Here is a 23712-nt window from a genome sequence, read left to right on the forward strand (position 1 = left end):
AAAAAACTACACCTAATTACTTCTATATTACTATCAAATGAAATTTTATTTAAAAAGCATTTTATCACTTGTATTCATACTATGTATAAGTAATTATACGATTGCCCAAAACTCAATTATTAAAATTACTGGTAAATTAATTGAAGATACAACTTTACAACCTGTTCCTTTTGCAACTGTTGTAATTAAAGATAGGGCAACTAATAAACTAATCTTTGGTACTACCTCAGATGATGAGGGGTTGTTTAGTATTACAACTTCTAAAACAAATTTCTATGTAGAAGTAAGCTTTATAGGATTTGAAACAAAAACAATAAAGACATTTAAAATTGTAAAAGGAAAGTTAGATTTTGGTAAAATTATACTTGTAACAGACAGTCAATCTTTAGATGAGGTTGTAGTAACAAGTGAAATTTCTAAAACAACTTTTAAATTAGATAAACGTGTTTTTAATGTAGGTAAAGATATTAGTAGTTCTGGTGCAAGTGCCTTAGAAGTATTAAATAATGTACCCTCTGTAAATGTAAATATTGAAGGAGAAGTAAGTCTTAGAGGAAGTTCTGGTGTACAAATCTTAATCAACGGTAAACCCTCTGTGTTAGCAGATGAATCTAGCAATGCCTTAGGTACTATTACTGCAGATATGATAGAAAGTATTGAGGTAATTACAAATCCTTCTGCTAAATATGAAGCATCTGGTACAGCAGGTATTTTAAACATCATTTTAAAAAAAGAAGAAAAAAAGGGGTGGAATGGAGCTGTTTCTGTTAATACAGGAATTCCAGATAATCATAGTGTAGGTTTAAGTTTAAATCGTAGAACAGAAAATTTTAATTTATTTGCACAATTAGGTGCAGGATATAGATCGTTACCAAAAGATTCTGAAGCCAACAACCAAAATTTAACCAATAACGAAGTTATTTATAGCAAAGGAACAGAATATAGAAATGAAACCTTTTACAATCTTACTTTAGGTACAGATTATCATATTAATGATTTAAACGTTTTAACATTATCTGGTAATTTTGCTTACGAGATAGAAGAGCAACCTTCTAATATTAATTTTAGCTATTTAGATGCTGCAAATAACCTTATTTCAAGTTGGGAGAGAACTGAAACTACAGATGCTACAAATCCTAAATATAGTTACGAATTAAACTATAAGAAAGAATTTAAGAATAATGAAAAGCATACTTTATTGTTTAGTGCTTTAGGGCGTTTTTTCGGCAAAGATTTATCATCTCAATTTACAAATACCACTTTATCAGGATTAGATACCGATAGTAATCAACAAGCAGATACAGATTTTAAACAAGCAGATTATACTTTTAAAGCAGATTACACAAATCCTATTTCAAAAAATTACACACTAGAAACTGGTGCTCAATATGTAATAAATGACGTTGGTAATGATTATGAAGTTAGAGATTTAATAAATAATGCTTATGTTGTAAATGAAGATTTAACAAATAATTTTGAGTATACTCAAAAAGTATTTGGACTTTATGGAACTGCTGCTTATGAAAAAGAAAAATGGGGTTTAAAAGTAGGTATTCGATTAGAACAAACAAATTTAAAAACCCTTCTAACCAATACCAACCAATCTAACGAGCAAAATTTCTCTAATTTTTTTCCAACTTTTCATACCTCTTATAAAGTAGGTGCAAATTTTTCGTTACAAGCGGGATATTCTAAACGAATTTTTAGACCCAGATTACGAGATTTAAATCCATTTTTTAATATTCGAAATAATTTTAATATTAGTGCAGGAAATCCGAATCTTCAACCAGAATTTACAGATTCTTATGAGATAACGAGTATTTATAAAATAGGTAAAGCCTCTTTAAGTTCTAGTCTTTACCACAGATATACAACAGATGTTATTGAACGAGTTTCTACTTATGAAAATAATATTACCTACTCTAAACCAAATAATATTGGTACAAATTCTTCTATAGGTTTTGAAACCAATGGAAAATTAACACCTAATAATTGGCTTACGTTAACAGGAGATTTTAATTACAATTATTTTGATAGAAAAGGTACTTTCGAAACCCAAAACTTCGATTTTTTTGGAAGTCAATGGTCTACTAGATTAGGTGCCAAAATAGGCTTACCAACAGATATAGATGTTGAGTTTACTGGTAATTATCGTTCTGGATATGAAACCCTTCAAGGAAACATTACAGGATATGCTTTTTTAAATATGGGTGTACGTAAAAAAATATTTAAAGGAAAAGCAATTGTTAATTTAGGGGTTAGAGATCTGTTTTCTTCTAGTGTTTCTGAACAATTTGTAGTACAACCAACTTTTAAAAACTACAGTTTTAGTCAACGTGGTCGTTTTATTACTTTAGGTATTAGTTATGGTTTTGGTAAAGGAGAAGCAATGACGTATTCTGGAGGTAGAAGGAGGTAAATTAAAAAAAAAATAGAATTTGATAGCAATAGAATTCATAGAACCTACAAATTCACATTTTCAGCTTTTTTTTGACTTACTAATTGAGAAGATTCCTTTTTTTAGTTCACAATTTCTGGCAAATAAAGCTTAATATTCAACTATCTTTTTTACCAAAAAATCAACATTTAACTACAGATGAATATTATGATTTCGCTCTAAAAATAATTTACTTTTTTACCTAACAGTTTTATTCTTTCTTGCATTAATTTATAAATAAGTATATTTTAATATTAACATTATAAGCTAAATAACTCATACAATCTATTAACGCAACATAGTTGCATTATTCTATATTAGTACTATATTTGCAACTCAGTTGTATTAAAATGTGATTAAATAAAATGAAAGCAGAAAGCTTAAGACCTATGGCAAGTACTTTATACATTATTTATGGTGTAACTACTCCTTTTATTTTTATTGTAAAATCTCGAATAACAACTTATTATAGAAATGCTTTGTTAATAAAGAAAAAGAACATATTAATATTGTTGGAGAGAATCATTTTTCTTCAAATATTAAAACGTATTACTTAACGATGATTTAAAATTTATAAAATAATTGCTGAATATGAGTTATAATAGAAGAAAGTTTATATCCTTTATGGGTAAAGCTGGTATAGGAGCTGTTGTGATGCCTCAATTTTTAATCAATTGTGGTCAAGTAACAACACCAACTAATAATTTTACTAAAACTTCTAGTAAAAGACTAAATGAATTAAAAAAACTTACTTTAAAAGGGTTAGAAGCTTCTGATAAAGATAATTTATTACTAGCAAAAGGGTTGGATTATCATTGTGTTGTAAAATGGGGTGATAAGATTAATGAAATAGATACTTTTGGGTTTAATAATGACTTTACTTGTTTTATTCCTTTTGATGATAATACTCCTAAAGACCGATTATTATGGGTAAATCATGAATACGTAAATCCGCTTTTTGTTTCTGATTTTAATGCGAATTCAAATGCAAAAAAAACAAAAGAACAGGTAGATAAAGAAATGTACAATGTTGGAGGTAGCATTGTAAGAATTAAAGAAGAAAATGGCATTTGGAGTGTTGTACAAAATGATCCACACAATAGACGTATAACAGCCAAAACACCTATAGAATTAAACTGGGATACTGCCATTAAAGGAAAAACAACCGTAATTGGAACCCATAGCAATTGTTCTGGAGGAATTACATCTTGGAAAACATTTATTACTTGCGAAGAAAATTATCAAGATTGTTTTGGAGAAACACGCTATAACAATAATAATATTGCAACACATATTCCAAGTTATTTTGGTTGGGAAAAAATTTATAAATATCCGCCAGAACATTATGGTTGGGTAGTAGAAGTAAACCCTAAAGACGGTACTATACAAAAACACATTGCTTTAGGTAGGTTTGCACATGAATGTTGCACACTTTATGAATTAGAAGATAAACGTGTTGTAGCTTATTCTGGAGATGACAAAAAAAGTGAACATTTGTATAAATTTATTTCTTCTAAACCAAGCTCATTAAAAGAAGGAACCTTATATGTTGCAGATACAATTAATGGAAAATGGTTGGCGTTAGATTGGGATAATCACCCCATTTTAAAAGATAAATTTAAAGACCAAACAGAATTATTAATTAGAGCTAGAGAAGCAGCAAAATTACTAGGGGCAACCGAATTAAACAGACCAGAAGATATAGAAATAGATCCCATTACTGGGCATGTATTAGTTTCTTTAACGAATAATAGTGATAAAAACGATTTTCATGGATCTATTCTTAAAATTGAAGAAACCAATGGTAAGTTTGACGCTTTAACCTTTAAAGCATCTACATATAAAGCAGGAGGAGAAGAACATGGTTTTTCTTGTCCAGATAATTTAGCATTTGATTTAGCAGGAAACCTTTGGTTAACTTCAGACATGTCTGGTTCGTCTATGAACAAAGAAGACAAACCTTATATAGAATTTAAAAACAATAGTCTTTTTGTGATACCAAGATATGGTAAAGAAGTAGGTAAAGTAATCAGAGTGGCTTCAGCTCCAAGAGATGCAGAACTAACAGGTCCTTGGTTTTCTCCAGATGGAAAAACATTATTTTTAAGCGTACAGCATCCAGGAGAACAAACTACAGATTTAAATAACCCAACTAGCAAATGGCCTTTTGATAATGATCAAATTCCAAAACCAACTGTAGTAGCAATAACAGGAGATTTGATAGAAAAAATGAACAAATTAAATATAATTGAATCTTAAATTTATGAACAAAAAATTAACTCTTTTATTGTTTTTTACATTTTTTATAATCCATTTTACTTTTGCTCAAAATGGAAAAATTATAGAAAAAGAAAAGCTTATTTTAAGTGATGCTACATTAGCTAAGATTTACAAAGGAGATGCTAAAATGATGGCAACTTTAAAAAAAGTAGAATTTTATAAGATAACCTATTTATCAGATTCACTAAAAGTAAAAGGTTTTATAGCTAAACCCATTGCAAAAGGTAAATTTCCATGTATTATTTCTAATAGAGGAGGAACAGGAGAATTTGGTAAATGGAGTGAAGTTGGAGTGAGTTTCTTTTTAGGAAAATTAGCAAGTTGGGGGTATGTTGTTGTTGCAAGTCAATACAGAGGTAATGGTGGTAGCGAAGGTAAAGAAGAAGCAGGAGGTAAAGATATTAATGATGTTTTAAACCTTATACCTACATTAAATGAAATTGAAAATGCAGACACATCTAGAATCGGTTTAGAAGGAGCAAGTAGAGGAGGTATGATGACGTATCAATCTTTAAAAAAAACATGTCAATTTAAAGCAGCAGTAGTTCTTGCAGGTGCAGCAAATGCTTTTGAACAACTAAAAAATAGGCCTGAGTTTGAAGAACATGTATATGCTAAATATATTCCAAATTACATAAAAAATAAAGAAAGAGAACTAAAAAAAAGATCTGCTGTATTTTGGGCAGATAAAATGTGCAAAACAACACCTCTTTTAATAATGCATGGTAGTGCTGATTGGCGTGTACAAGCGTCTGAATCTCTAGAGTTAATAACTAAATTATACGAATACAAACATCCAGTTCGTTTTATTTTATTTGAAGGTGCAGATCATGGTATTAGAGAATACCGTAACCAATATTTTACTCATACAAAAGGTTTTTTTGATTACTATTTAAAAGATGAAAATAAATTACCAAATATGGAATTACATGGAAGATAAATTGAAATAAAACAAAATGGAAGCAATAATAACCATTGTTGGATTTTTAGGTGCTGGAAAAACTACTTTATTAAAATATTTAATAGAAAAGTTTTCTGACAAAGGTTGGAGTCCTTTTGTGATTCTTAATGATTACGAATACGCATATATAGATGCTCAGCAACTTACAACACAAATAGACTTAAAAAACATTAAAGCTTTAAGTGGCAGCTGTATTTGTTGCAATGGTATAGAAGAACTAAGAAACGCAGTAAACAGAATCCCTAAAAGAGAAAATGGAATTACATTTATAGAAGCTAATGGTACAACAGATGCTTGTAGACTCGTCGAATTTTTAGGAGTAGGAATAAATGATCGTTTTTTACCTCCCATTCAAATTTCTGTTATAGATGTAAAAAATTGGCAGAAAAGAGAAGCGCATAATGAATTGGAAGCAAATCAGATTCAAGTCTCTTCATTATTAATTTTATCACACATAGAAACAATAAGTAAAAAAAGAAAAACAGCAGTTATACAAGATTTAAAACAAAAAAATCCTACTGCAAAAATAGTAACTCTAAAAGATTTAGATATTTTATTATTACCAGAGTTATTGCCCTCTAAAAATTTATCAAAAATATTAGAGCATCAAAAAGCACATTGGTCTTCTTGCTCTATTGATTTACCTCTTATATCTGATAAAAAATACATTAATGAAATTTGTAAATCTATTCCTAAAAGTATTCTAAGAATAAAAGGTTGTGCTAAAATTAAAGGTGATGATAATTATACTTTTTTTGAACGTAAACCAGATGGAGAAGTTTTTATTCGCCCATTTAATGGCATACCAATAACCGGAACTAAATTATTAAGCATAGGCCCTGGAAGTGATCCTTTAATTCTAGATAAAATAATACAATCTATTCTTATTAAAGAATAACTAATAATATTAAAACAAAAATGAAAAAACTACCTGTTACTGTTTTAAGTGGCTTTTTAGGAGCTGGAAAAACAACATTGTTAAACCATGTATTACATAATAAAGAAGGCTTAAAAGTAGCAGTTATTGTAAATGATATGAGCGAAGTAAATATAGATGCTCAGTTTATTGCCAATGAAAATACACTTTCTAGAACCGAAGAAAAGTTAGTAGAAATGTCTAATGGTTGTATTTGTTGTACACTTCGTGAAGATTTAATGATTGAGGTAGAAAAACTAACAAAACAAAATAAATTCGATTATTTATTAATAGAAAGTACAGGAATTAGTGAACCTATACCCGTAGCGCAAACGTTTACTTTTGAAAGTGAAGATGGTAAAATTGATTTGAGTAGGTTTAGTTATATAGACAATATGATAACAGTTGTGGATGCTTTTAATTTCTTAAAAGATTTTTCTAGTGCAGATTATTTAACTACTAGAGAATTAACCAATATAGAAGGTGATGATAGAACGATTGTAAACCTATTAACAGATCAAATTGAATTTGCTAATGTTATTCTTTTAAATAAAATAGATTTAGTTTCTGAAGACAATGTAGAGGAATTAAAAACCATCATTCAAAAATTGAATCCTGAAGCAAAAATTATTACAACAAAACAATCTAAAGTAGCATTAGAAAATGTAATAAATACAGGTTTATTTAATTATGAAAAAGCAGAAGCTTCTGCAGGATGGTTAAAAGAATTAGAAAATGAACATATACCAGAAACCGAAGAATATGGTATTAGTTCATTTGTTTTTAGAAGTAAAAAACCTTTTCATCCAGAACGATTTTTAAACTATTTAAACCAAGATTTTCCGCAAAACATCATCAGAAGCAAAGGGTTATTTTGGTTAGCATCAAGATCTAAACAAGCTTTATTATGGAGTTCTGCTGGTGGTTCTTGTAAAGCAGATAACGCTGGTGTTTGGTGGGCTTCTATGCCTTTTTCTGAACGAATTAATTTTGCCTCTTTTGTAGAGCATAAAGATGATATTGAATTAGAATGGGATGTTTTATTTGGTGATAGAAAAATAGAACTCGTTTTTATAGGGCAACATCTAAGTAAAGATAAAATGATAGCTCAATTAAACAATTGTTTACTTACAGATTTAGAATTAGAATTATGGAAGAATGAATCCTTTCCACAAGAAGATCAATGGCCAATTACAAGTTGATAATGTTTATAAAAAGATATGAATACAAAAAATGATACAAACAGATAAACTTACATTTCAATATAATAAAAACGAACCTCTATTTCGTTTTCCAGATATTCATTTAAAAGACCAAGAAAACCTACTCATTTTGGGTAAATCTGGTGTAGGTAAAACAACATTTCTACATCTTTTAGCTGGTTTGTTAAAACCTTTAAAGGGGCATATATTGATTGATGAAATTAAAATTAACAATCTAAATAACAATAAATTAGATAAATATAGAGGCCAAAATATTGGATTGGTTTTTCAGAAAAAACATGCCATTCAATCATTAAATGTTTTTGAAAATTTAAAAACACGGTTGTTGTTTAGTAAAAAACCAATGAATAATACTGACATAGAAAATTTATTAGCGCAATTAGAACTTACAGAGTTTAAAAAAAGTAAAATCAATAACCTTAGTGAAGGTCAGTTGCAGCGTTTAGGAATTGCTTTGGGAGTCATTCATAATCCTCAAGTTATTTTAGCAGATGAACCAACTTCTAGTTTAGATGATGAAAACTGTAAAAATGTTATAGAGTTATTAATTAAGCAAGCAAAACAAACTAATGCTAACTTAATTGTAATTACGCATGATCAAAGAATAAAAAAGTATTTCCAAAATTCAATTACGTTATGAGCATAGGAAATATTACAATAAAAAATATCAAATCGAAACCCTTATATAGTATTTTAAGCATTATTACTTTATCATTAAGTATTATACTTTTATTAGGTATTAAACAAATAGAAAATTCGTTTAAAAATCAAATTGAGAACAATGTGGGGAACATAGATTTGATTATTGGAGCAAAAGGAAGTCCACTACAATTAGTTCTAGCTTCAGTTTTACATTTAGACAATCCTACTGGAAACATTTCTTTTAAAGAAGCTCAAAAAATTGGAGCGCATCCAATGGTAAAATCTACAATCCCTATTTCTTATGGAGATAATTATAAAGGTTTTAGAATTGTAGGAACAATAAAAGATTATATATCCTTATATGAAGCTTCAATAGATAAAGGTAAGTTTGTAGCACATTCTATGGAAGTTGTTTTAGGTTTTTCTGTAGCTCATCAATTGAATCTTAAAATAGGAGATACTTTTTTAAGCTCTCATGGTTTAGTAGAAAATGAGATTGATGTTCATTCAGATAAATTTACGGTTGTAGGTATTTTAAAGCCTACAAAAAAAGTTATTGATAGACTAATAATCACCAATTTAGAAAGTATTTGGGATGTACACCATCATGAGGAAGAAGAAAAAGAAAATCATACAAATCATCATCATGAAGAGGAGGAGGATCAAAAAGAAATAACATCATTATTATTAAGTTTTAAAAGCCCTAGAGCTTTATTAAACTTTCCAAAAAGAGTTAATGAAAACACTAATTTACAAGCAGTTTTACCGAAATACGAATTGCATAAATTAGATGAATACACAAGTATAGGGTTTACAACGATTTCTTTAATAGCATATTTAATTCTTTTAATATCATCGTTAACTATTTTTATAAGTCTATATAAAATGGTGAAAGAACGTGCTTTTGACTTGGCAATTTTAAGAACTTATGGCGCAAATAATTTACAATTGATAAAAATGCTATTATATGAGGGATTATTAATTGCTCTTGCATCATTTTTAGTAGGTTTTATGCTTTTAAAAATTGGCTTAACAGTTTTATTAAATTCTAAACCTGCTAATATTAAACTAAACATGTTACAAGACTTACCTTTTATAGACATTTTTCAATTAGCTCTTTTAATAATATTAATGGTAATTACCGCTGTTTCAATAGCAATAATACCTATCATAAAAATGAACATATCAACAATTCTAAGTAATGAAAAATAAAATTATAACATTTTTATTATTAATATATAGCATTACCTGTTTTAGTCAGAAAGAAATTAATTGGCAAGATTTATCAAAAGTTACATTTACAGATAAATATTTTAAAGAATATAAAGGTTACTTTAAATACCCAACTTTTTCAGCATCAATAAAAGCTTTAGAAGGAAAAAGAATAACTTTAAAAGGGTATTTTTTAGATATTATTCAAGCAGAAAATGTGTTTATTTTATCTAAAGGACCTATGGCTTCTTGTTTTTTTTGTGGAGCAGGTGGCCCAGAAACTGCTGTAGAAATACAATATATAAATACCAAAAATTTTAAAACAGACGATATAGTATCAATCACTGGAACTCTAAAATTAAATAGTAGCGATGTAATGCATTTTAATTATATTCTTAAAAATTGTGTAGTTACATTATTAGAAAAATAAAGTGCAAAGATATCCTAATACTTCACTTGCATTTATTAAATATAAATATGAAAACTGACATATCTCATATTTAAGAACAAACAAATTAGCAGAAAATGTTCGTTTTGAATTATTGATTGCTGGTGGAATTTTTGTAATTCTTTTCTCTGCAATCTTAAATCCTAAGGCAAATTTAGCGGGTACACATGGTCCTATGATACCTTTAATTCCTATTATAGCATTAGCAGGAGGGCATCCATTAGCACTTGGAATTCTTATTGGAGTTTTTGGTTTAATTTTAAGTATTACTAAAGGTGGCTCTAAACTAATGTCTTTAACAGGAGTGGGGGTTAGAGGTGGTTTATTAATATATTTAGGTGCTGTAGGTTTAATTTCTCAAATTTCTAAATTCGAATCTTGGGCAGCAGCAGAAAATGTAAGTACAGTTTCTTTTGTAGTAATTGGAGTAACACTTATTATTTACGCTGTTTTAGCAAGATTAAAAAAACGATGGTTAGCAATACCATTATGTTCTGCTATTGCAGGAGGAATTGCATATGTAATGGGCGTAAATTTTGAGTTTACAACAGCACCTGGTTTGCCACATATGAATCCTTTTTGGTGGTGGGGTGAAAATACAGGTTGGCAATTAGGTTGGCCAGATTTTGGTCATTATATAGCCGTAATTCCATTTGCAATTTTAGCAGTAGCTATGTGGTCTCCAGATTTTTTAGGTCATCGTGTTTTTCAAGAATTAAACTATCCTAAAAAAGCAAAAGATGTTTTAATGGATGTAGATGATACAATGGCTGTTTCTTCAATTAGACAAGTAGTAGGCGCTTTCTTAGGTGGTGGTAATATTGCCTCTTCTTGGGGAACTTATATGATACCTGCTGCTATTGCTAAAAGACCAATTCCTGGTGGAGCAATTCTAACAGCATTATTATGTGTTTTAGCGGCTGTTTTTGGATATCCAATGGATTTAGCCATGTGGGAACCTGTATTAAGAATTGCCTTAATTGTAGGTGTGTTTTTACCATTATTAGAAGCAGGAATGCAAATGGTTAAAAAAAGAAAATGACTCTTTAAGTGCAGGAACTTGTATTTTTGCTTGTGCTTTTGTAAACCCTGTTTTTGGTTGGGCATTAACGATGTTATTAGACAATATGGGTTTAATTGGTGATAGAGAAAGAGCTAAAAAATTAAGTTTAAAAGAAAGGTTAATAATTCCTGGCGTAATGTTTATTATCTGTGCAGTATCATTAGCATTGGCTGGTCAATTACCAGGTATTCCAGAAGTATTATAAAATAGTTGACAAAAATTTTTAGTTTCAAAAAACTCAATGGCACTTTTATTTATTAAATTATTACAAGTAATCATTGAGTTTTTTTATCATTTCTTATTATTTTATACACTCTAAAATCATTAATTGTTTTTTGTTATTTGAGTGATTGTATAAGACAAATTTACCATCTGCATAACTACCTTTGTAAGGAATGTACTTTGTTTTTCCTTTGTTATCTTGTATTTTTTCATGTATTACTTTGCCTTCTTTATCGTAAACAAAAACATACAAAGCACTAGACTCAAACCATCCTTTAGATACTTTTAAACGACCGTCTTTTTTTGCTGTTAAATTTTTACCTGAATTTAATAATACATATAATTTACCTTTATTTATAAATGCATTGTAAGAAGGTGAGGTGTCTCTTTTAAAAATACTACGTCCCCAATTTAAAGTGCCAGAAGCATCTAATTTTGTAATTAATATATCATCATAATGATAGGTTGTAACATACATACCACCGTTCATTCCGTTTGAAACATATACTTGTGTAACATAAAATTCTTCTGCAACTAAATATGTATTTCCTTCATCATCTTCTAATAAGTAATCTAAAGTAAAACTAGTTAATTCTGAGTTTTTTTTACTTTTCGTATTTCTGTATCCATATAAATCTTCAAAAACAGTAGCAGGTAATTTTTGTTTCTTTTTTGTAATAATTTCTAGACTACTTTTATCAACCATAAATGTGCTAACACCTTTAATTCCAAACACTTTGTCTTCCGAGTAATATCCTAAAAGTCTTAATTTGTTTTTAACAAAAGACAAATTTAAATTTTGAATATATTCATCTTTTTTTAAGATAATAGCTCCCATCTTAACAGCGTCTTTATTAATTTTACAGATTACATAAGAGTAGTTTGCTTTTGCATTTTTACGCTCTCTTTTACCTTTAAAATATTCTTTTCCTACATTGTATACAACACCAAAATCATCTACAATCATATCTGAAGAACTGTAATGTTTTTCTGTATTATTATAGTAACTTTTAGAGTAATTAAGAGTTAAGGTTTCTGCATTATAAACATGTACATTATAAGAGTTAGAACTCTTTTTTTCTATGTCTGTAGCAATAGCAATAAATTCTTTATTAGGTGAAATAGAAAAGTTGGTTTGTCTTTTATTTTGCCCAGAAAAAATAGCACTTTTCTTTTTAACAATTGTTTCTAAGAGTGTTGCTTTTTCAATTGAATTATCACTAACATTATACGTGTAACAGTTTAGCTTACGCTCTGATTTAGTAGGACTTTCAACCATAAAAACACGTAACTTATTATTATGAAAAAGCTCTCCTACAAAGGTTTCTTTTTTGTTTAATTTTACAGTCTTTATATTTTTGCCTTTTGCAGTATCATCAAATGTTTCAAAAACTAAATACAATTTACTTTTTCTAGCAATTACATTTAGTTGACTATCTGTTGTGTAAATATTTAAAATATTGGTCGACTTAAATTGATCTATATATTTTTGACTTTCATGAACATTAAAATGATTGTTTTGTGCAATCATTGTTGATGAAAAAACAAATAATAAAAGAAATGAAATAGCGTATTGTTTCATATAAAAATTTTAAAGCTAAAATACAATTTAAATAGTATTATATTTTCGTTTTTAATGAAATTATTTAACCGTATTTTTTAGATTTTACAACTTATCAAGTGAATAAATCCATTCATCGAAAAAAAGATACATTTTTATATTTTTACACTAATTTTGTTGTAATAATTCATTACTCAATTAATAAAATAATGATAAAAACATATCTTACAATTATTACAATATTATGTTACTTTACTAGTTTTACTCAAAATAATGAGGCAACCTCTAAATTTGATAAAATAATTTTAGATGGTAAAACCGCATATATGAATATTATTACAGGAGAAGTAGTAAAAGATATTCATCTGATAGAAAATGATACCACTAAAAACATCTCTTCTTTTCAGAACAATTCATTAATTCATATTGTAGAAAGAGGTGAAACATTATATGCTATTTCGAGAATTTATGGTATTTCTGTTTCTAAATTAAAAAAGTTAAATGGTGGTATTCAATTTAATACACTAAAAATAAATCAAAAAATTTTGATAGGTACTAAAGATAAAAATATTAATCTAGAAGATTCTAATGAGCATGTGGTAGAAAAAGAAGACACATTATATTCTCTTTCTAAATTATATAATGTTTCTATAACTGATTTAAAAAAAATGAACAATTTAGATGCTAATTTAATTTTTATAGGACAACGATTAAGAATTAAATAATATTATTTTTTTTAAAATGAATGACGTTGTTCTTCTGTAGAAGATGCTTTTAATAATTTATTAAATGTACGAATCAAATTAAAATCATTTGTAATTTCTGTAGAAACACCAATTCCTGATATTCCAGTATTTAAAATAGCATTTACATCTTTAGTAGTTATACCTCCAAAACCAATTATTGGCGTTTCGGTTTTTAAAGCATCTATAATTGCGATAAACTCGTTTAAACCCAAAGGTATAATTTCTTTTGGTTGATTTTCTAAATTTATAAAAGGTTGTAAACTAATATAATCTACCCGATTTGTTAATAAAGTTTTACATTCTTGTAATGTATTTGCTGCTGCACCAATTATTTGCCAAGTAAATAGATTTGCTCTTACAGAAGAAGGGCAGAAGTCTGTTTTATTAAAATAAACACCATCTGCTTTTATAACTTTCGCAATTTTAAAAAACTCGTTTACAATTAATCTAGTTTGAAAATGTTCAGTAATTTCTTTGGCTTGTTTAGCAAATTTTAGATACTCTTCTTTAGAAACATTTTTTAAATTTAATTGCACTAATTCTGACCCAGAAGAACAGGCTTTTTGAATATTTTCTATATGCTCTTTAGCAGATTTTCCTTGAGAAATATAGTGTAATTTAGGTATAACCATATCTGTTTTTTTAATTTCTAAAATTTAAACCAATAACAATTCTCTAATTATTTAATTGCAATTTTTCTAGCAAATTGCATAAAATAAGACTCTAAACGTTGTAAAGCTGGGTTCATTTTTTCAGAATAAATAACAAACTGGCATTTATGTATACTTTGGGTAATAGCTAACACATCTGCATTTACAGTTTTATTAGATAAAAACGTAGCATCATCAATATTAAATATTTTTAATTGTGTGGTATTTACACCTTCTAATAGTAATAATTTATTCATTGTTTTTGGGGTAGATATTAAAATGTCTACACCTTCAAATATTTCAGATTTTAATAAATCTATATGTTGTTTTTCATCACAAACATACACTCGTAAAGAAGTATGTCTTGTAAATTTAATAAAAGCTTCATACAATTCTAAAGCTTTTTCATTGTTTTCTACTAAAACTGTTGCTCTAGCAGCAACGCCTACTTCCTCACATTTTAATTTTTGCATGGTAGTAAGAATTAAGGTAGTCGTTTTGCCACTGTCTTTTGGGGCTATACAAAATAAATTTGCACCACTTTTAATTGCAGGTATGCTCTTTGTTTGAAAAAGAGTAGGTATAGTTATCTCAAATTCTGATAATTTTTCTTTTATATCGAAATGTAATTTTTTAAAAGGCATACTTAATTAGGCAATTATAAATTTTAATAATAGCCACAAATATACAATTTAATTGATGCGTTTTTTTAAGATAATTATATTATACAGCTATAAAATGTTCTCATTTTCTTAACCAATACAAGCTTTACATTTACCTTGAAGAAGTACATGAGATGCTTCTACTTTATAATTAGGAATTTCAGGAATGGTAATACTTACAGTTAAACAATCTACCTTTCCACAACTTACACATTGAAAATGTGGATGAACATCATGATGAGTTTTAGAAGAACACCCTTTACATTTAGCATACCATTTAAGTCCATTCTTACCAAGAAAAGAATGTAAAATACCATCATCTTCAAGTTTGTCTAAAATACGATAAACAGTAGTCTTATTCATTTCAACTTTAAGACGATCAACCAAGGTTATCACTGAAATTGCACTTGACTTTTTATCAAACTCAGTAAGTAACAATTTAACAGACTTTGTTTTTCTTAATACACCCATAATACAAATGTAAATAAAATTAATACAACTTAGTTGCATTAATGTTTTGTAATGTATTATATTTGCAACTCAGTTGTAATAATGTAAAAATGATATTCGTAAAACAAAGAACAGACACTTTAGGAGCATTAGCAAGCGCAATTTGTCTTATACACTGCATAGCAACACCTTTTATTTTTATAGCACAAAGTTGTACTGTAACTTGTTGTCATGAAGAAACACCAACTTGGTGGAAATTTATAGACTATTTTTTCTTAATAATTTCTTTTTTTGCAATTAAACGTTCTACACAAACTACATCTAGCAAATGGATAAAACCAGCATTATGGATTAGCTGGTGTATACTGTTTTTTATAATTATAAACGAAAAATTTCAATGGCTTTCTTTAAGTGAAAGCAGCATATATTTTCCTGCATTATCTTTAATAATATTACACTTATATAATAAAAAATATTGCCAGTGTAATACAAATAAATGTTGTACTACAAATGGATAAGAAACAAATACAAATTATAGGTGATAATCATTTTTCTACAAGTATAAAAACACCTTTAAGGGCAGATGCTTTTGAAAAAAATGATGCAGAGAAAATAAAAAACATTGCATTTCATTTTAAAAAAATTATGGAAGAAATGGGACTAGACTTAACAGATGATAGTTTGTCTGGAACTCCTTACAGAGTAGCAAAAATGTACGTAAAAGAATTATTTTATGGTCTAAACCCAGACAATAAACCAAAACTTTCGGTTTTTGAGAACAAGTACGGATATAAAAAAATGCTTATAGAACAGCATATTAACATAGATTCTGCTTGTGAACATCATTTTCTACCAATAGTTGGTTTTGCAAATGTGGCATATATACCAAAAAACAAAGTAATTGGATTATCTAAAATTAATCGTTTGGTAGATTATTATGCACGTCGTCCGCAAGTACAAGAAAGATTAGTACTACAAATCTTAAACGATTTACAAGAGGTTTTAGGTACACAAGATGTAATTGTTTCTGTAACAGCAAAACATCTTTGTGTTTCTTCTAGAGGCATAAAAGATCAAAGTAGTTATACTACCACTTTAGAATATGGTGGTTGTTTTTCTATAGCCGAAAATAGAAATGAGTTTTTAAAAATTACAACACAAAAATTATAAATTATATATTTAAAATTAGTTCTAAAACAAGTATAAAAGAGTAACCTTTTCATGAAATTGGGTATCATAAAACATAGTATCACTTATTTTTTATTAATACTATTTCTTTCCACAAAAATAGTAGGTTTGCATTCATTTTCTCATGAAGATGATGATTGTAATGAAAAAACACCATGTGAGGTATGTAATTATGCTATTACTCATAATTTTACACCAGAAATCACTACAGAATTACAAGATTTTTCTATAGAAAATACAACCTTATTAATTAACAATATTGTTATTAATTACTACAATTTTAAAGTACTTAATTCCATTGCTTCTAACCAATTATTTTCTAGACCTCCTCCTGTTAATAAATTTCTTTTTAGTGAAAATTTGTAATTAAAAAGTTCTTTTTTTAATAGAATATTTTTTTAGGTTGTTCTTTATCGAATAATTAGATAAGATATTTATTATTAAAAGCTTCATTCTGTTAAAATAATTAGCTCTTTTTATCTAACAAATACTTCTAAGTTACTAGTGATTTTTCGTTCTAATTAAGAACAATTTTCAAATCTTTTTTAATATAATTATGTTTCATAAAGTACTGATTTTATGGCTATTTTTTAGTCTAAGCTCTATTATTTATGCACAAAAAACCTATAAAATTAAAGGTGTTGTGTTAAATAGTAAATCCCTTCAACCTTTAGAAGGTGTAAACATTATTGGTAAAAAAATATTTTCTATAACCTTAAAAACAGGTGAGTTTACTATACATAAAGCAACTAAAGGAATACACATTTTTAAAGTTTCTCACTTAGGCTTTACTTCTAAAGAAATTACGATTGATGTAAATAAAAAAACAGAATTTATTAAAGTTTTTTTAGAAGAATCTAACACAACACTAGAAGAAATAAAAGTTATAGGAAAAACAAAAAAAAGGACCATTAAAGAAACACCTACTGTAACTGAGTTCGTTTCTAAAGATTTTCTATTAAAAAATAGAGAAAATAGTCTAATGCAGACCTTAAGTAAAATACCAGGAGTTAGTACAATTAAAATTGGTTCTGGCCAATCTAAACCAGTAATTAGAGGTTTAGGTTTTAATAGGGTTGTTGTTGTACAAAATGGTGTAAAGCATGAGGCACAACAATGGGGAAATGATCATGGTTTAGAAATAGATCAATATGGTATTGAAAATATAAATATAATAAAAGGTGCTGCATCATTAGTTTATGGTTCAGATGCTATTGCTGGTGTGGTAGATATAGAACCTAATAAAGTTCCGTTAGAAAACTCTTTTAATGGAGAAGTAAATCTATTAGCAGAAAGTAATAATGATTTGATAGGTATTTCTTTTGGATTGCAAAAACGAAAAGAAAAATGGTTTTATCGTTCGAGATTAACATTAAGAGATTATGGAGATTATAAAGTACCTACAGAACAAATTAATTACGAAAACTACATTTTTACGTTAGAAGATCATAATCTAAGAAATACAGCTGGTAGAGAGGCAAATGCAAACTTTAGTATTGGTTATATTTCTAATAAAATTATATCAGAAACTTTTATTAGTAATGTATATGCTAAAAATGGTTTTTTTGCAAATGCACATGGTTTAGAAGTAAGAACTTCTTCTATAGATTATGACGCCTCTAATAGAGATATTGATTTACCATATCATAAAGTAAATCATTTTAAAGTCATAAATAATACATCCTTAGAATTTGAAAACCATACATTACTTTTCGATATTGGTTTTCAAAATAATAAGAGAGAAGAACATACAGAACCTACCTCTCATGGTTATATGCCAAAACCTTCTAATACCAAAGAACGAGATTTTCATAAAAAAACATTCTCATTAAACATTAAAGATACCTTTAAACCTAATGAAAAACATCATATTGTTGCAGGTATAAATACTGAATACCAAGACAATGATATTGATGGATGGGGATTTTTAATTCCAGAATACAACCGTTTTACAATTGGTTTTTTCGCTTTCGATAAATTCGAAATTAATACAGATTTTCATCTGCTTGCAGGTTTACGCTACGATTATGGAAGTTTACAAAATAAATCTTACAATGATTGGTTTCAATCTACTGTTGATAATGTAAATGGTTCAACTTCGTTAATTTATTTACAAAGAGCTCAGAATAAGACATTTAATTTTGGAAACCTTAGTGCATCTTTAGGAGTAAGTTATTTGCACAACAATACAACTTATAAAGCAAATATTGGTAAAAGTTTTAGAATGCCTTTAGCTAATGAATTAGCTTCAAACGGAGTTAATTATCATATGTATCGTTATGAAAAAGGGAATATTAATTTAGATCCAGAACAATCATATCAATTAGATATCAATATTCATCAAAAGTTTAAAAATAGTAGTATAGAATTGAGTCCTTTTGTTAATTTTTTTGAAAACTACATCTATTTAAATCCAACATCTAACTATTACGAAACCCAACAAATTTATGAATATACACAAGCTAAAGTAATAAGATATGGTGGAGAACTAAAAGTTACAGCAAAAATTTTAAAAAACTTACACTTAAATGCCTCTACAGAATATGTTTATTCTAGACAAACAAGTGGGCCTAAAAAAAATTTTACATTACCTTTTTCACCTCCCTTTTCAACTTTATTATCTGCAAATTATCAATTTAAAGATGTTGGTTTTTTAAAAAAACCACAAATTTATACTGATTTTAGAATTACTGCAAACCAAAATGAAATTGTACCACCAGAAGAAATTACAAAAGGTTATCAGGTATTAAACATGTCTTTTTTAGCAACAATTTCTGTTATAAACAAAAACCAACCCTTACAGTTAAAATTAAAACTCAATAATCTATTCAATACAAAATATTTCGATCATACTAGTTTTTATCGCCTAATAGATGTACCAGAAGCAGGTAGAAACCTATCAATTTCATTAACTCAAACCTTTTAATCTATAAACAATAATAAATGAAAACAATTACATTAAACTTTAAATTAAACATTATTAAAATGAAATCAAATTTTAAATTCTTAGCAATTATAGCTCTTGCTACAATCTTTTTTAGCTCTTGTAGTAATGACAATGAAATTACTTTTAATGCTCCAGAAATAACTAATTTTGAATACGGAGAAGGAAGTACACACTCAACAGAACAAGAAGCTTATAAAGGTTCTGATATCCATTTAGAAGCATCTATTACAGCAGAAGCTACCGTAAGTAGTATTACTTTAAGTATTCATTCTCACGATTTAACACCAGATAAAGATGAAGTAGAATGGAATTTTGAACAAGTATATACAGACGCAAAATATTTAGTTATTAACCCTACATTTCATGAACATATAGATGTACCTACCAATATTCCTTCTGGAGAATATCATATTGAGTTAGTTGTTACTGATGAAGAAGGTAACAGTACAGAGATTGAAGGTCATATTCAAATATTAGACTCTATTTTATTAAGTGAAATATCTATAGATACTACTGTTGCTAGAGGATCAGATTTTCATACAGAATTTATGATTGATGCTGTTAACGGTATTCATAGTATTACTGTAGATATTCATGCACATGGTTTAACTGTTGGTACTGGAGAAGTGGAATGGGATTATGAAGAAGAATTTTTAGGAAATTATCACGAACAAACATCTATAGAATTCCATGAACATATAGATGTACCTGCCACTGCACCTACAGGAGAATATCATATGATTTTTACTGTAGAAGATGAAGATGGTAATACCAAAGCGTATGAAACACATATAGATATTACTGCTTAATTAAAAATAATACCGCATAATATTTAGAAATGTTATGCGGTTTAAACTTTTTCAAATGAATTTAAAAATTAAACTTATTTACATATTATCAATTATACTATTTTTATCAGCTTGTTCTAATGAAAGAGGTATAGAAAAAGATTTAGAAAAACCAACAATTTCAATAAATTATAATGGTGGTTTTCCCAAAGCTTGTGAAGTTCTTACAAAAGGAGAAACTTATAATTTTAAAGCATTAGTAACAGATAATCTAGAACTTGCTTCTTATAGTATAGATATACATAACAATTTTGATCATCATACGCATGATGACCAAGCAGCAACCTGTGATTTAGCTGCTATAAAAAACCCTACTAATCCGTTAATATATATAGAAAATTTTACTGTACAAGCAGGAAAAAAATCTTATGAATTTAATGTAAGTGTAACCATACCAAAAGAGATTGATGCTGGTGATTACCATTGTTCTTATTCTGTAACAGATATAACAGGTTGGCAAAGTATAACTTCTATAGATATTAAAATTGCAGAATAATAATTTCTAAGATAGATGTTTTAAGGTTTTTTTTGGCTGTCAATCATTTTTTCAAACAAAATTCCACCTCTAAACCTTCCTTTTAAATACGGATGAATATCTCTTATTAAATCAGTAAGACAATAATAGATTACTTTTGGTGGAACTTAAGGAAAAACTTCGCGATGAATTAAATTGTCAGAATCTAATTCTTTAAGTTGTTTTACCTTTTTTTTCCTATACCTAACCATCCTCTTTCTGTAAAACGTTTTGAAATTTCTTGGGAGTTATACTCTTTCTCCTTCATTAATTTCATTAGAGTTTTTTTCTATTTCACCTTTTCCAAAAATAATTTTAGTCAGATTTTAAAAATCAAAATTATTCATAATCTTTGTCTTTTTATGCTATTACAGTTACTAAATCTTCAGTAGATTTTCTAACTTTTTTTAGGTTCACTAACCAATCATTTTCAGTATCTCTGTACCCAATAGGTAATAATACACAACTACGCAAACCTTTTTCTTCTAAACCAAGAATTTTATCTACAGCTTGTGGTTCAAAACCTTCTATTGGTGTTGTATCTACGCTTTCGTAAGCAGCTGCAATAATTGATGCTGAAAAAGCAATGTAAGCTTGTTTTGCAGCATGATTAAAGTTTACTTCTGCAGCTTGTTTTGGGTAAATGTTTAATAATTGTTGGCGATAGGCTTCCCAACCTTCATTTTTAAATCCACGAACTTCGTTTACCAAATCAAAAGCAGTATTAATTCTATCTTCTGTATATGTATCCCAAGCAGCAAAAACCAATAAATGAGAACAATCTGTAATCATAGATTGATTCCAAGCAACAGGTCTAATCTGTTCTTTAATTTTTTGATTTGTTACAACTATAATTTCAAAAGGTTGTAAACCACTTGAGGTAGGAGATAAACGTGCAGCTTCAATAATATTGTCTATTTTGTCTTGAGATACTTTTTCTTTATTCATTGCTTTTGCAGCATATCTCCAATTTAATTTATCTAATAATTCCATTTTATTATGTTTTAATTTAGTGTTAATTCTTTAATTTTTTCTGATTTTATAATTTGTTCTGTTGTAGTTGAATTTGCCAAATTTAGCATAGCCTGTGCAATATCTTTAGCTTCTGTAATTTTATATTTTTTTAATTTCCCAAAGAATAAAGGTTGAAGTAATTTAAATACGAACAATCCTATTTTTTCTAAAATTCTTTGTTCTTTTCTATTACCTCCAATTAATGAAGGCTGTATAATGTGCGTTTTTTCAATTTTTGTTGTAAGTACATTTTTTTCCATTTCACCTTTAATTTTATTGTAAAAAATACGACTATTGGCGTTTGCTCCCAAAGTAGAAACCACTAAAAATGTAGTAATACCATTTTCTTTTGCAAGTTTAGCAGCTGCAACCGGAATTCCTAAATCTATTTTTTTATAAAGTGTTTTGTCTGGGGTTTTCTTTGTTGTAGTTCCTATACAACAGAATATTTCATCTGCTTTAAAATCGCTTTTAAATTTTTCTAATTCAAGTAGGTTTCCAGTAAACTGAACAACTTTACCTGGTAAACCTTTAATTCTTTTTCTAGAAAACAGTTTTATGGTTTTATACCTACTATCACTTAATAGTTTTTCTAATATAATAGAACCTGTTAAACCAGTTGCTCCTAAAATAATAGCTGTTTTTTTCATAATTTATAGTTTAATACTATCCCAAGCTGCAAGAAAAGCTGCATCAATATGTTCTTGAGTTAGATTAAATTCATCTTGTTTTTGAGCCATCATTAAAAATGATATAGGATTAATAGAAAAGGCATACAACAAATAATCTGTATATGGTTTTATAACACCTTCATTTTTACCTCTAGTCCAAAGATCGAGTAGAGGTTGTAGATGTTTAATACCTTCTTTTCTACTTGGTTCATCAATCATGGGCGTATTGTTGCATTGGTTTAAAAAAAAAGAATATTCACACTCATTGCGATTAAAAGTAGCAATTCGTCTCCAAATGATTTCAAAACCTCTTTTAATAGATGAATTTTCTTGATATGTTTCAAAAACAAAATTTGTGTATTTAGATTTTACTTCTAAATAAGTTTGGTTTATTAAATCTTGTTTATTTTCAAAATACAAATAAATAGTTGCAGGAGATACATTTGCCATTTTTGCAATTTTACTCATGGCTGTGGCATGAAAACCATTATTATTTACTAAGTCTATTGTTGCTTTTATTAGGGCATTACGTTTATCTATGCTTTTTTGAAGTTTAACCATACAATTTTTTATTAAAATACAAAGATATAATAAAAATGAATGTTCATTCATTTTTGTGAAGATTTTAATATTTAAGTCTTTAAAAATGTTAAAATAAGCCAAATCAATCTTAAAATAATTAGAATCAATTGCAAACTTTATAAAACTACATTTTGTTTAGTTATTTTAACAGTAATATAAACACAATAAAAAAATATGGAATTAATAAAAGAAGCATTGGAGTTTGAGAATGCAAAAATGAGAAATATGTCTACAAGTGATAGAGTAGTAGCATCTAGAGAAGCAAAGCGTCTTATACTTGCATTAAACGAGATTTATAAAAAATCTAAAGACAATAGCTTAATGGATATTATGAAACGTCTAACAGCTAAAAAAAGAAAAATTGAAAAACGTTTAAAAGGAAGACCAGATCCATCTTTTTAAAAATGATAAACTTAAAAACATTTAACAATATAAATATACGATGTAGAATTATGAAACAATATTTATTGTCCTC

At 27.7% G+C, this 23712-nt stretch carries 26 protein-coding genes; 19 read left to right on the forward strand and 7 right to left on the reverse strand.

Annotated elements, in window-relative coordinates:
• The first annotated feature begins 37 nt into the window (after positions 1-37).
• The 11 genes from ABJG40_RS11950 (at position 38) to ABJG40_RS12000 (ending at position 11387) form a co-directional block, all read left to right on the forward strand.
• On the forward strand, positions 38-2419 hold the full coding sequence (locus ABJG40_RS11950) for a TonB-dependent receptor (protein WP_348024814.1): 2382 nt from the start codon (positions 38-40) through the stop codon (positions 2417-2419).
• Positions 2420-2802: 383 nt separating this feature from the next.
• Positions 2803-2994, forward strand: coding sequence for a hypothetical protein (locus tag ABJG40_RS11955; RefSeq protein ID WP_348024815.1), 192 nt, complete (start codon positions 2803-2805; stop codon positions 2992-2994).
• A 34-nt stretch (positions 2995-3028) separates the two neighbouring features.
• Positions 3029-4696: an alkaline phosphatase PhoX gene (locus ABJG40_RS11960; protein WP_348024816.1), complete on the forward strand. Its 1668-nt coding sequence runs from the start codon at positions 3029-3031 to the stop codon at positions 4694-4696.
• A gap of 4 nt (positions 4697-4700) precedes the next feature.
• Positions 4701-5657: a prolyl oligopeptidase family serine peptidase gene (locus ABJG40_RS11965; RefSeq protein ID WP_348024817.1), complete on the forward strand. Its 957-nt coding sequence runs from the start codon at positions 4701-4703 to the stop codon at positions 5655-5657.
• A 16-nt stretch (positions 5658-5673) separates the two neighbouring features.
• The gene (locus ABJG40_RS11970) at positions 5674-6576 is read left to right on the forward strand and encodes a GTP-binding protein (protein WP_348024818.1); all 903 of its coding nucleotides are present in this window, start codon (positions 5674-5676) and stop codon (positions 6574-6576) included.
• Positions 6577-6596: 20 nt separating this feature from the next.
• Positions 6597-7796, forward strand: coding sequence for a GTP-binding protein (locus tag ABJG40_RS11975; protein ID WP_348024819.1), 1200 nt, complete (start codon positions 6597-6599; stop codon positions 7794-7796).
• A 31-nt stretch (positions 7797-7827) separates the two neighbouring features.
• Positions 7828-8457, forward strand: a complete 630-nt coding sequence (locus ABJG40_RS11980; RefSeq protein ID WP_348024820.1) for an ATP-binding cassette domain-containing protein — start codon at positions 7828-7830, stop codon at positions 8455-8457.
• On the forward strand, positions 8454-9671 hold the full coding sequence (locus tag ABJG40_RS11985) for an FtsX-like permease family protein (RefSeq protein WP_348024821.1): 1218 nt from the start codon (positions 8454-8456) through the stop codon (positions 9669-9671). Before ABJG40_RS11980 ends, ABJG40_RS11985 begins: the two co-directional genes overlap by 4 nt.
• A complete protein-coding gene (locus ABJG40_RS11990; protein WP_348024822.1) occupies positions 9661-10101 on the forward strand; it encodes a hypothetical protein in 441 nt (146 codons plus the stop codon). Before ABJG40_RS11985 ends, ABJG40_RS11990 begins: the two co-directional genes overlap by 11 nt.
• 112 nt (positions 10102-10213) lie before the next feature.
• Positions 10214-11161, forward strand: coding sequence for a DUF3360 family protein (locus ABJG40_RS11995; RefSeq protein WP_348024823.1), 948 nt, complete (start codon positions 10214-10216; stop codon positions 11159-11161).
• A gap of 22 nt (positions 11162-11183) precedes the next feature.
• Entirely contained in the window at positions 11184-11387 is a 204-nt protein-coding gene (locus ABJG40_RS12000; RefSeq protein WP_348024868.1) for a DUF3360 family protein, read from the forward strand.
• Positions 11388-11483: 96 nt separating this feature from the next.
• Here ABJG40_RS12000 and ABJG40_RS12005 read toward each other — a convergent pair whose 3' ends face one another.
• The gene (locus ABJG40_RS12005; RefSeq protein WP_348024824.1) at positions 11484-12986 is read right to left on the reverse strand and encodes a hypothetical protein; all 1503 of its coding nucleotides are present in this window, start codon (positions 12984-12986) and stop codon (positions 11484-11486) included.
• Between the two features lie 188 nt (positions 12987-13174).
• On the opposite strand from ABJG40_RS12005, the gene ABJG40_RS12010 reads away from it, so the two are divergent.
• Positions 13175-13690, forward strand: a complete 516-nt coding sequence (locus ABJG40_RS12010; protein ID WP_348024825.1) for a LysM peptidoglycan-binding domain-containing protein — start codon at positions 13175-13177, stop codon at positions 13688-13690.
• 11 nt (positions 13691-13701) lie between these two features.
• On the opposite strand, the gene ABJG40_RS12015 is transcribed toward ABJG40_RS12010, so the two are convergent.
• The 3 genes from ABJG40_RS12015 to ABJG40_RS12025 all read right to left on the reverse strand — a co-directional run bounded on the left by ABJG40_RS12015 (position 13702) and on the right by ABJG40_RS12025 (position 15494).
• Positions 13702-14343, reverse strand: coding sequence for a thiamine phosphate synthase (locus ABJG40_RS12015; RefSeq protein ID WP_348024826.1), 642 nt, complete (start codon positions 14341-14343; stop codon positions 13702-13704).
• Between the two features lie 47 nt (positions 14344-14390).
• Positions 14391-15005, reverse strand: coding sequence for a DEAD/DEAH box helicase (locus ABJG40_RS12020; protein ID WP_348024827.1), 615 nt, complete (start codon positions 15003-15005; stop codon positions 14391-14393).
• 108 nt (positions 15006-15113) lie between these two features.
• Positions 15114-15494: a transcriptional repressor gene (locus tag ABJG40_RS12025; RefSeq protein ID WP_348024828.1), complete on the reverse strand. Its 381-nt coding sequence runs from the start codon at positions 15492-15494 to the stop codon at positions 15114-15116.
• An 89-nt stretch (positions 15495-15583) separates the two neighbouring features.
• On the opposite strand from ABJG40_RS12025, the gene ABJG40_RS12030 reads away from it, so the two are divergent.
• From ABJG40_RS12030 to ABJG40_RS12055, 6 genes are all read left to right on the forward strand, one after another.
• A complete protein-coding gene (locus ABJG40_RS12030) occupies positions 15584-15991 on the forward strand; it encodes a MerC domain-containing protein (RefSeq protein ID WP_348024829.1) in 408 nt (135 codons plus the stop codon).
• Complete coding sequence (gene folE, locus ABJG40_RS12035) at positions 15984-16643, forward strand: GTP cyclohydrolase I FolE (protein ID WP_348024830.1); 660 nt, start codon at positions 15984-15986, stop codon at positions 16641-16643. The genes ABJG40_RS12030 and folE overlap by 8 nt, the downstream gene beginning before the upstream one ends.
• A gap of 126 nt (positions 16644-16769) precedes the next feature.
• Positions 16770-17027 (forward strand): hypothetical protein, encoded by a 258-nt coding sequence (locus ABJG40_RS12040; protein WP_348024831.1) that lies wholly within the window; start codon positions 16770-16772, stop codon positions 17025-17027.
• Positions 17028-17217: 190 nt separating this feature from the next.
• The gene (locus ABJG40_RS12045) at positions 17218-19587 is read left to right on the forward strand and encodes a TonB-dependent receptor (RefSeq protein ID WP_348024832.1); all 2370 of its coding nucleotides are present in this window, start codon (positions 17218-17220) and stop codon (positions 19585-19587) included.
• Positions 19588-19604: 17 nt separating this feature from the next.
• On the forward strand, positions 19605-20417 hold the full coding sequence (locus ABJG40_RS12050; protein WP_348024833.1) for a DUF4625 domain-containing protein: 813 nt from the start codon (positions 19605-19607) through the stop codon (positions 20415-20417).
• A gap of 55 nt (positions 20418-20472) precedes the next feature.
• The gene (locus ABJG40_RS12055; RefSeq protein ID WP_348024834.1) at positions 20473-20952 is read left to right on the forward strand and encodes a DUF4625 domain-containing protein; all 480 of its coding nucleotides are present in this window, start codon (positions 20473-20475) and stop codon (positions 20950-20952) included.
• Positions 20953-21330: 378 nt separating this feature from the next.
• On the opposite strand, the gene ABJG40_RS12060 is transcribed toward ABJG40_RS12055, so the two are convergent.
• Genes ABJG40_RS12060 through ABJG40_RS12070 form a run of 3 tightly spaced genes read right to left on the reverse strand, consistent with a single transcriptional unit; the run spans position 21331 to position 23216 of the window.
• A complete protein-coding gene (locus tag ABJG40_RS12060) occupies positions 21331-21963 on the reverse strand; it encodes a nitroreductase family protein (protein ID WP_348024835.1) in 633 nt (210 codons plus the stop codon).
• An 11-nt stretch (positions 21964-21974) separates the two neighbouring features.
• Complete coding sequence (locus ABJG40_RS12065; protein ID WP_348024836.1) at positions 21975-22634, reverse strand: NAD(P)H-binding protein; 660 nt, start codon at positions 22632-22634, stop codon at positions 21975-21977.
• 3 nt (positions 22635-22637) lie between these two features.
• On the reverse strand, positions 22638-23216 hold the full coding sequence (locus tag ABJG40_RS12070) for a TetR/AcrR family transcriptional regulator (protein WP_348024837.1): 579 nt from the start codon (positions 23214-23216) through the stop codon (positions 22638-22640).
• A 195-nt stretch (positions 23217-23411) separates the two neighbouring features.
• Between ABJG40_RS12070 and ABJG40_RS12075 the strand changes: the two genes are divergently transcribed.
• On the forward strand, positions 23412-23639 hold the full coding sequence (locus ABJG40_RS12075; protein ID WP_348024838.1) for a hypothetical protein: 228 nt from the start codon (positions 23412-23414) through the stop codon (positions 23637-23639).
• Positions 23640-23712: the final 73 nt, after the last annotated feature.

Source organism: Polaribacter sp. (assembly GCF_039939415.1).
GTDB lineage: Bacteria > Bacteroidota > Bacteroidia > Flavobacteriales > Flavobacteriaceae > Polaribacter.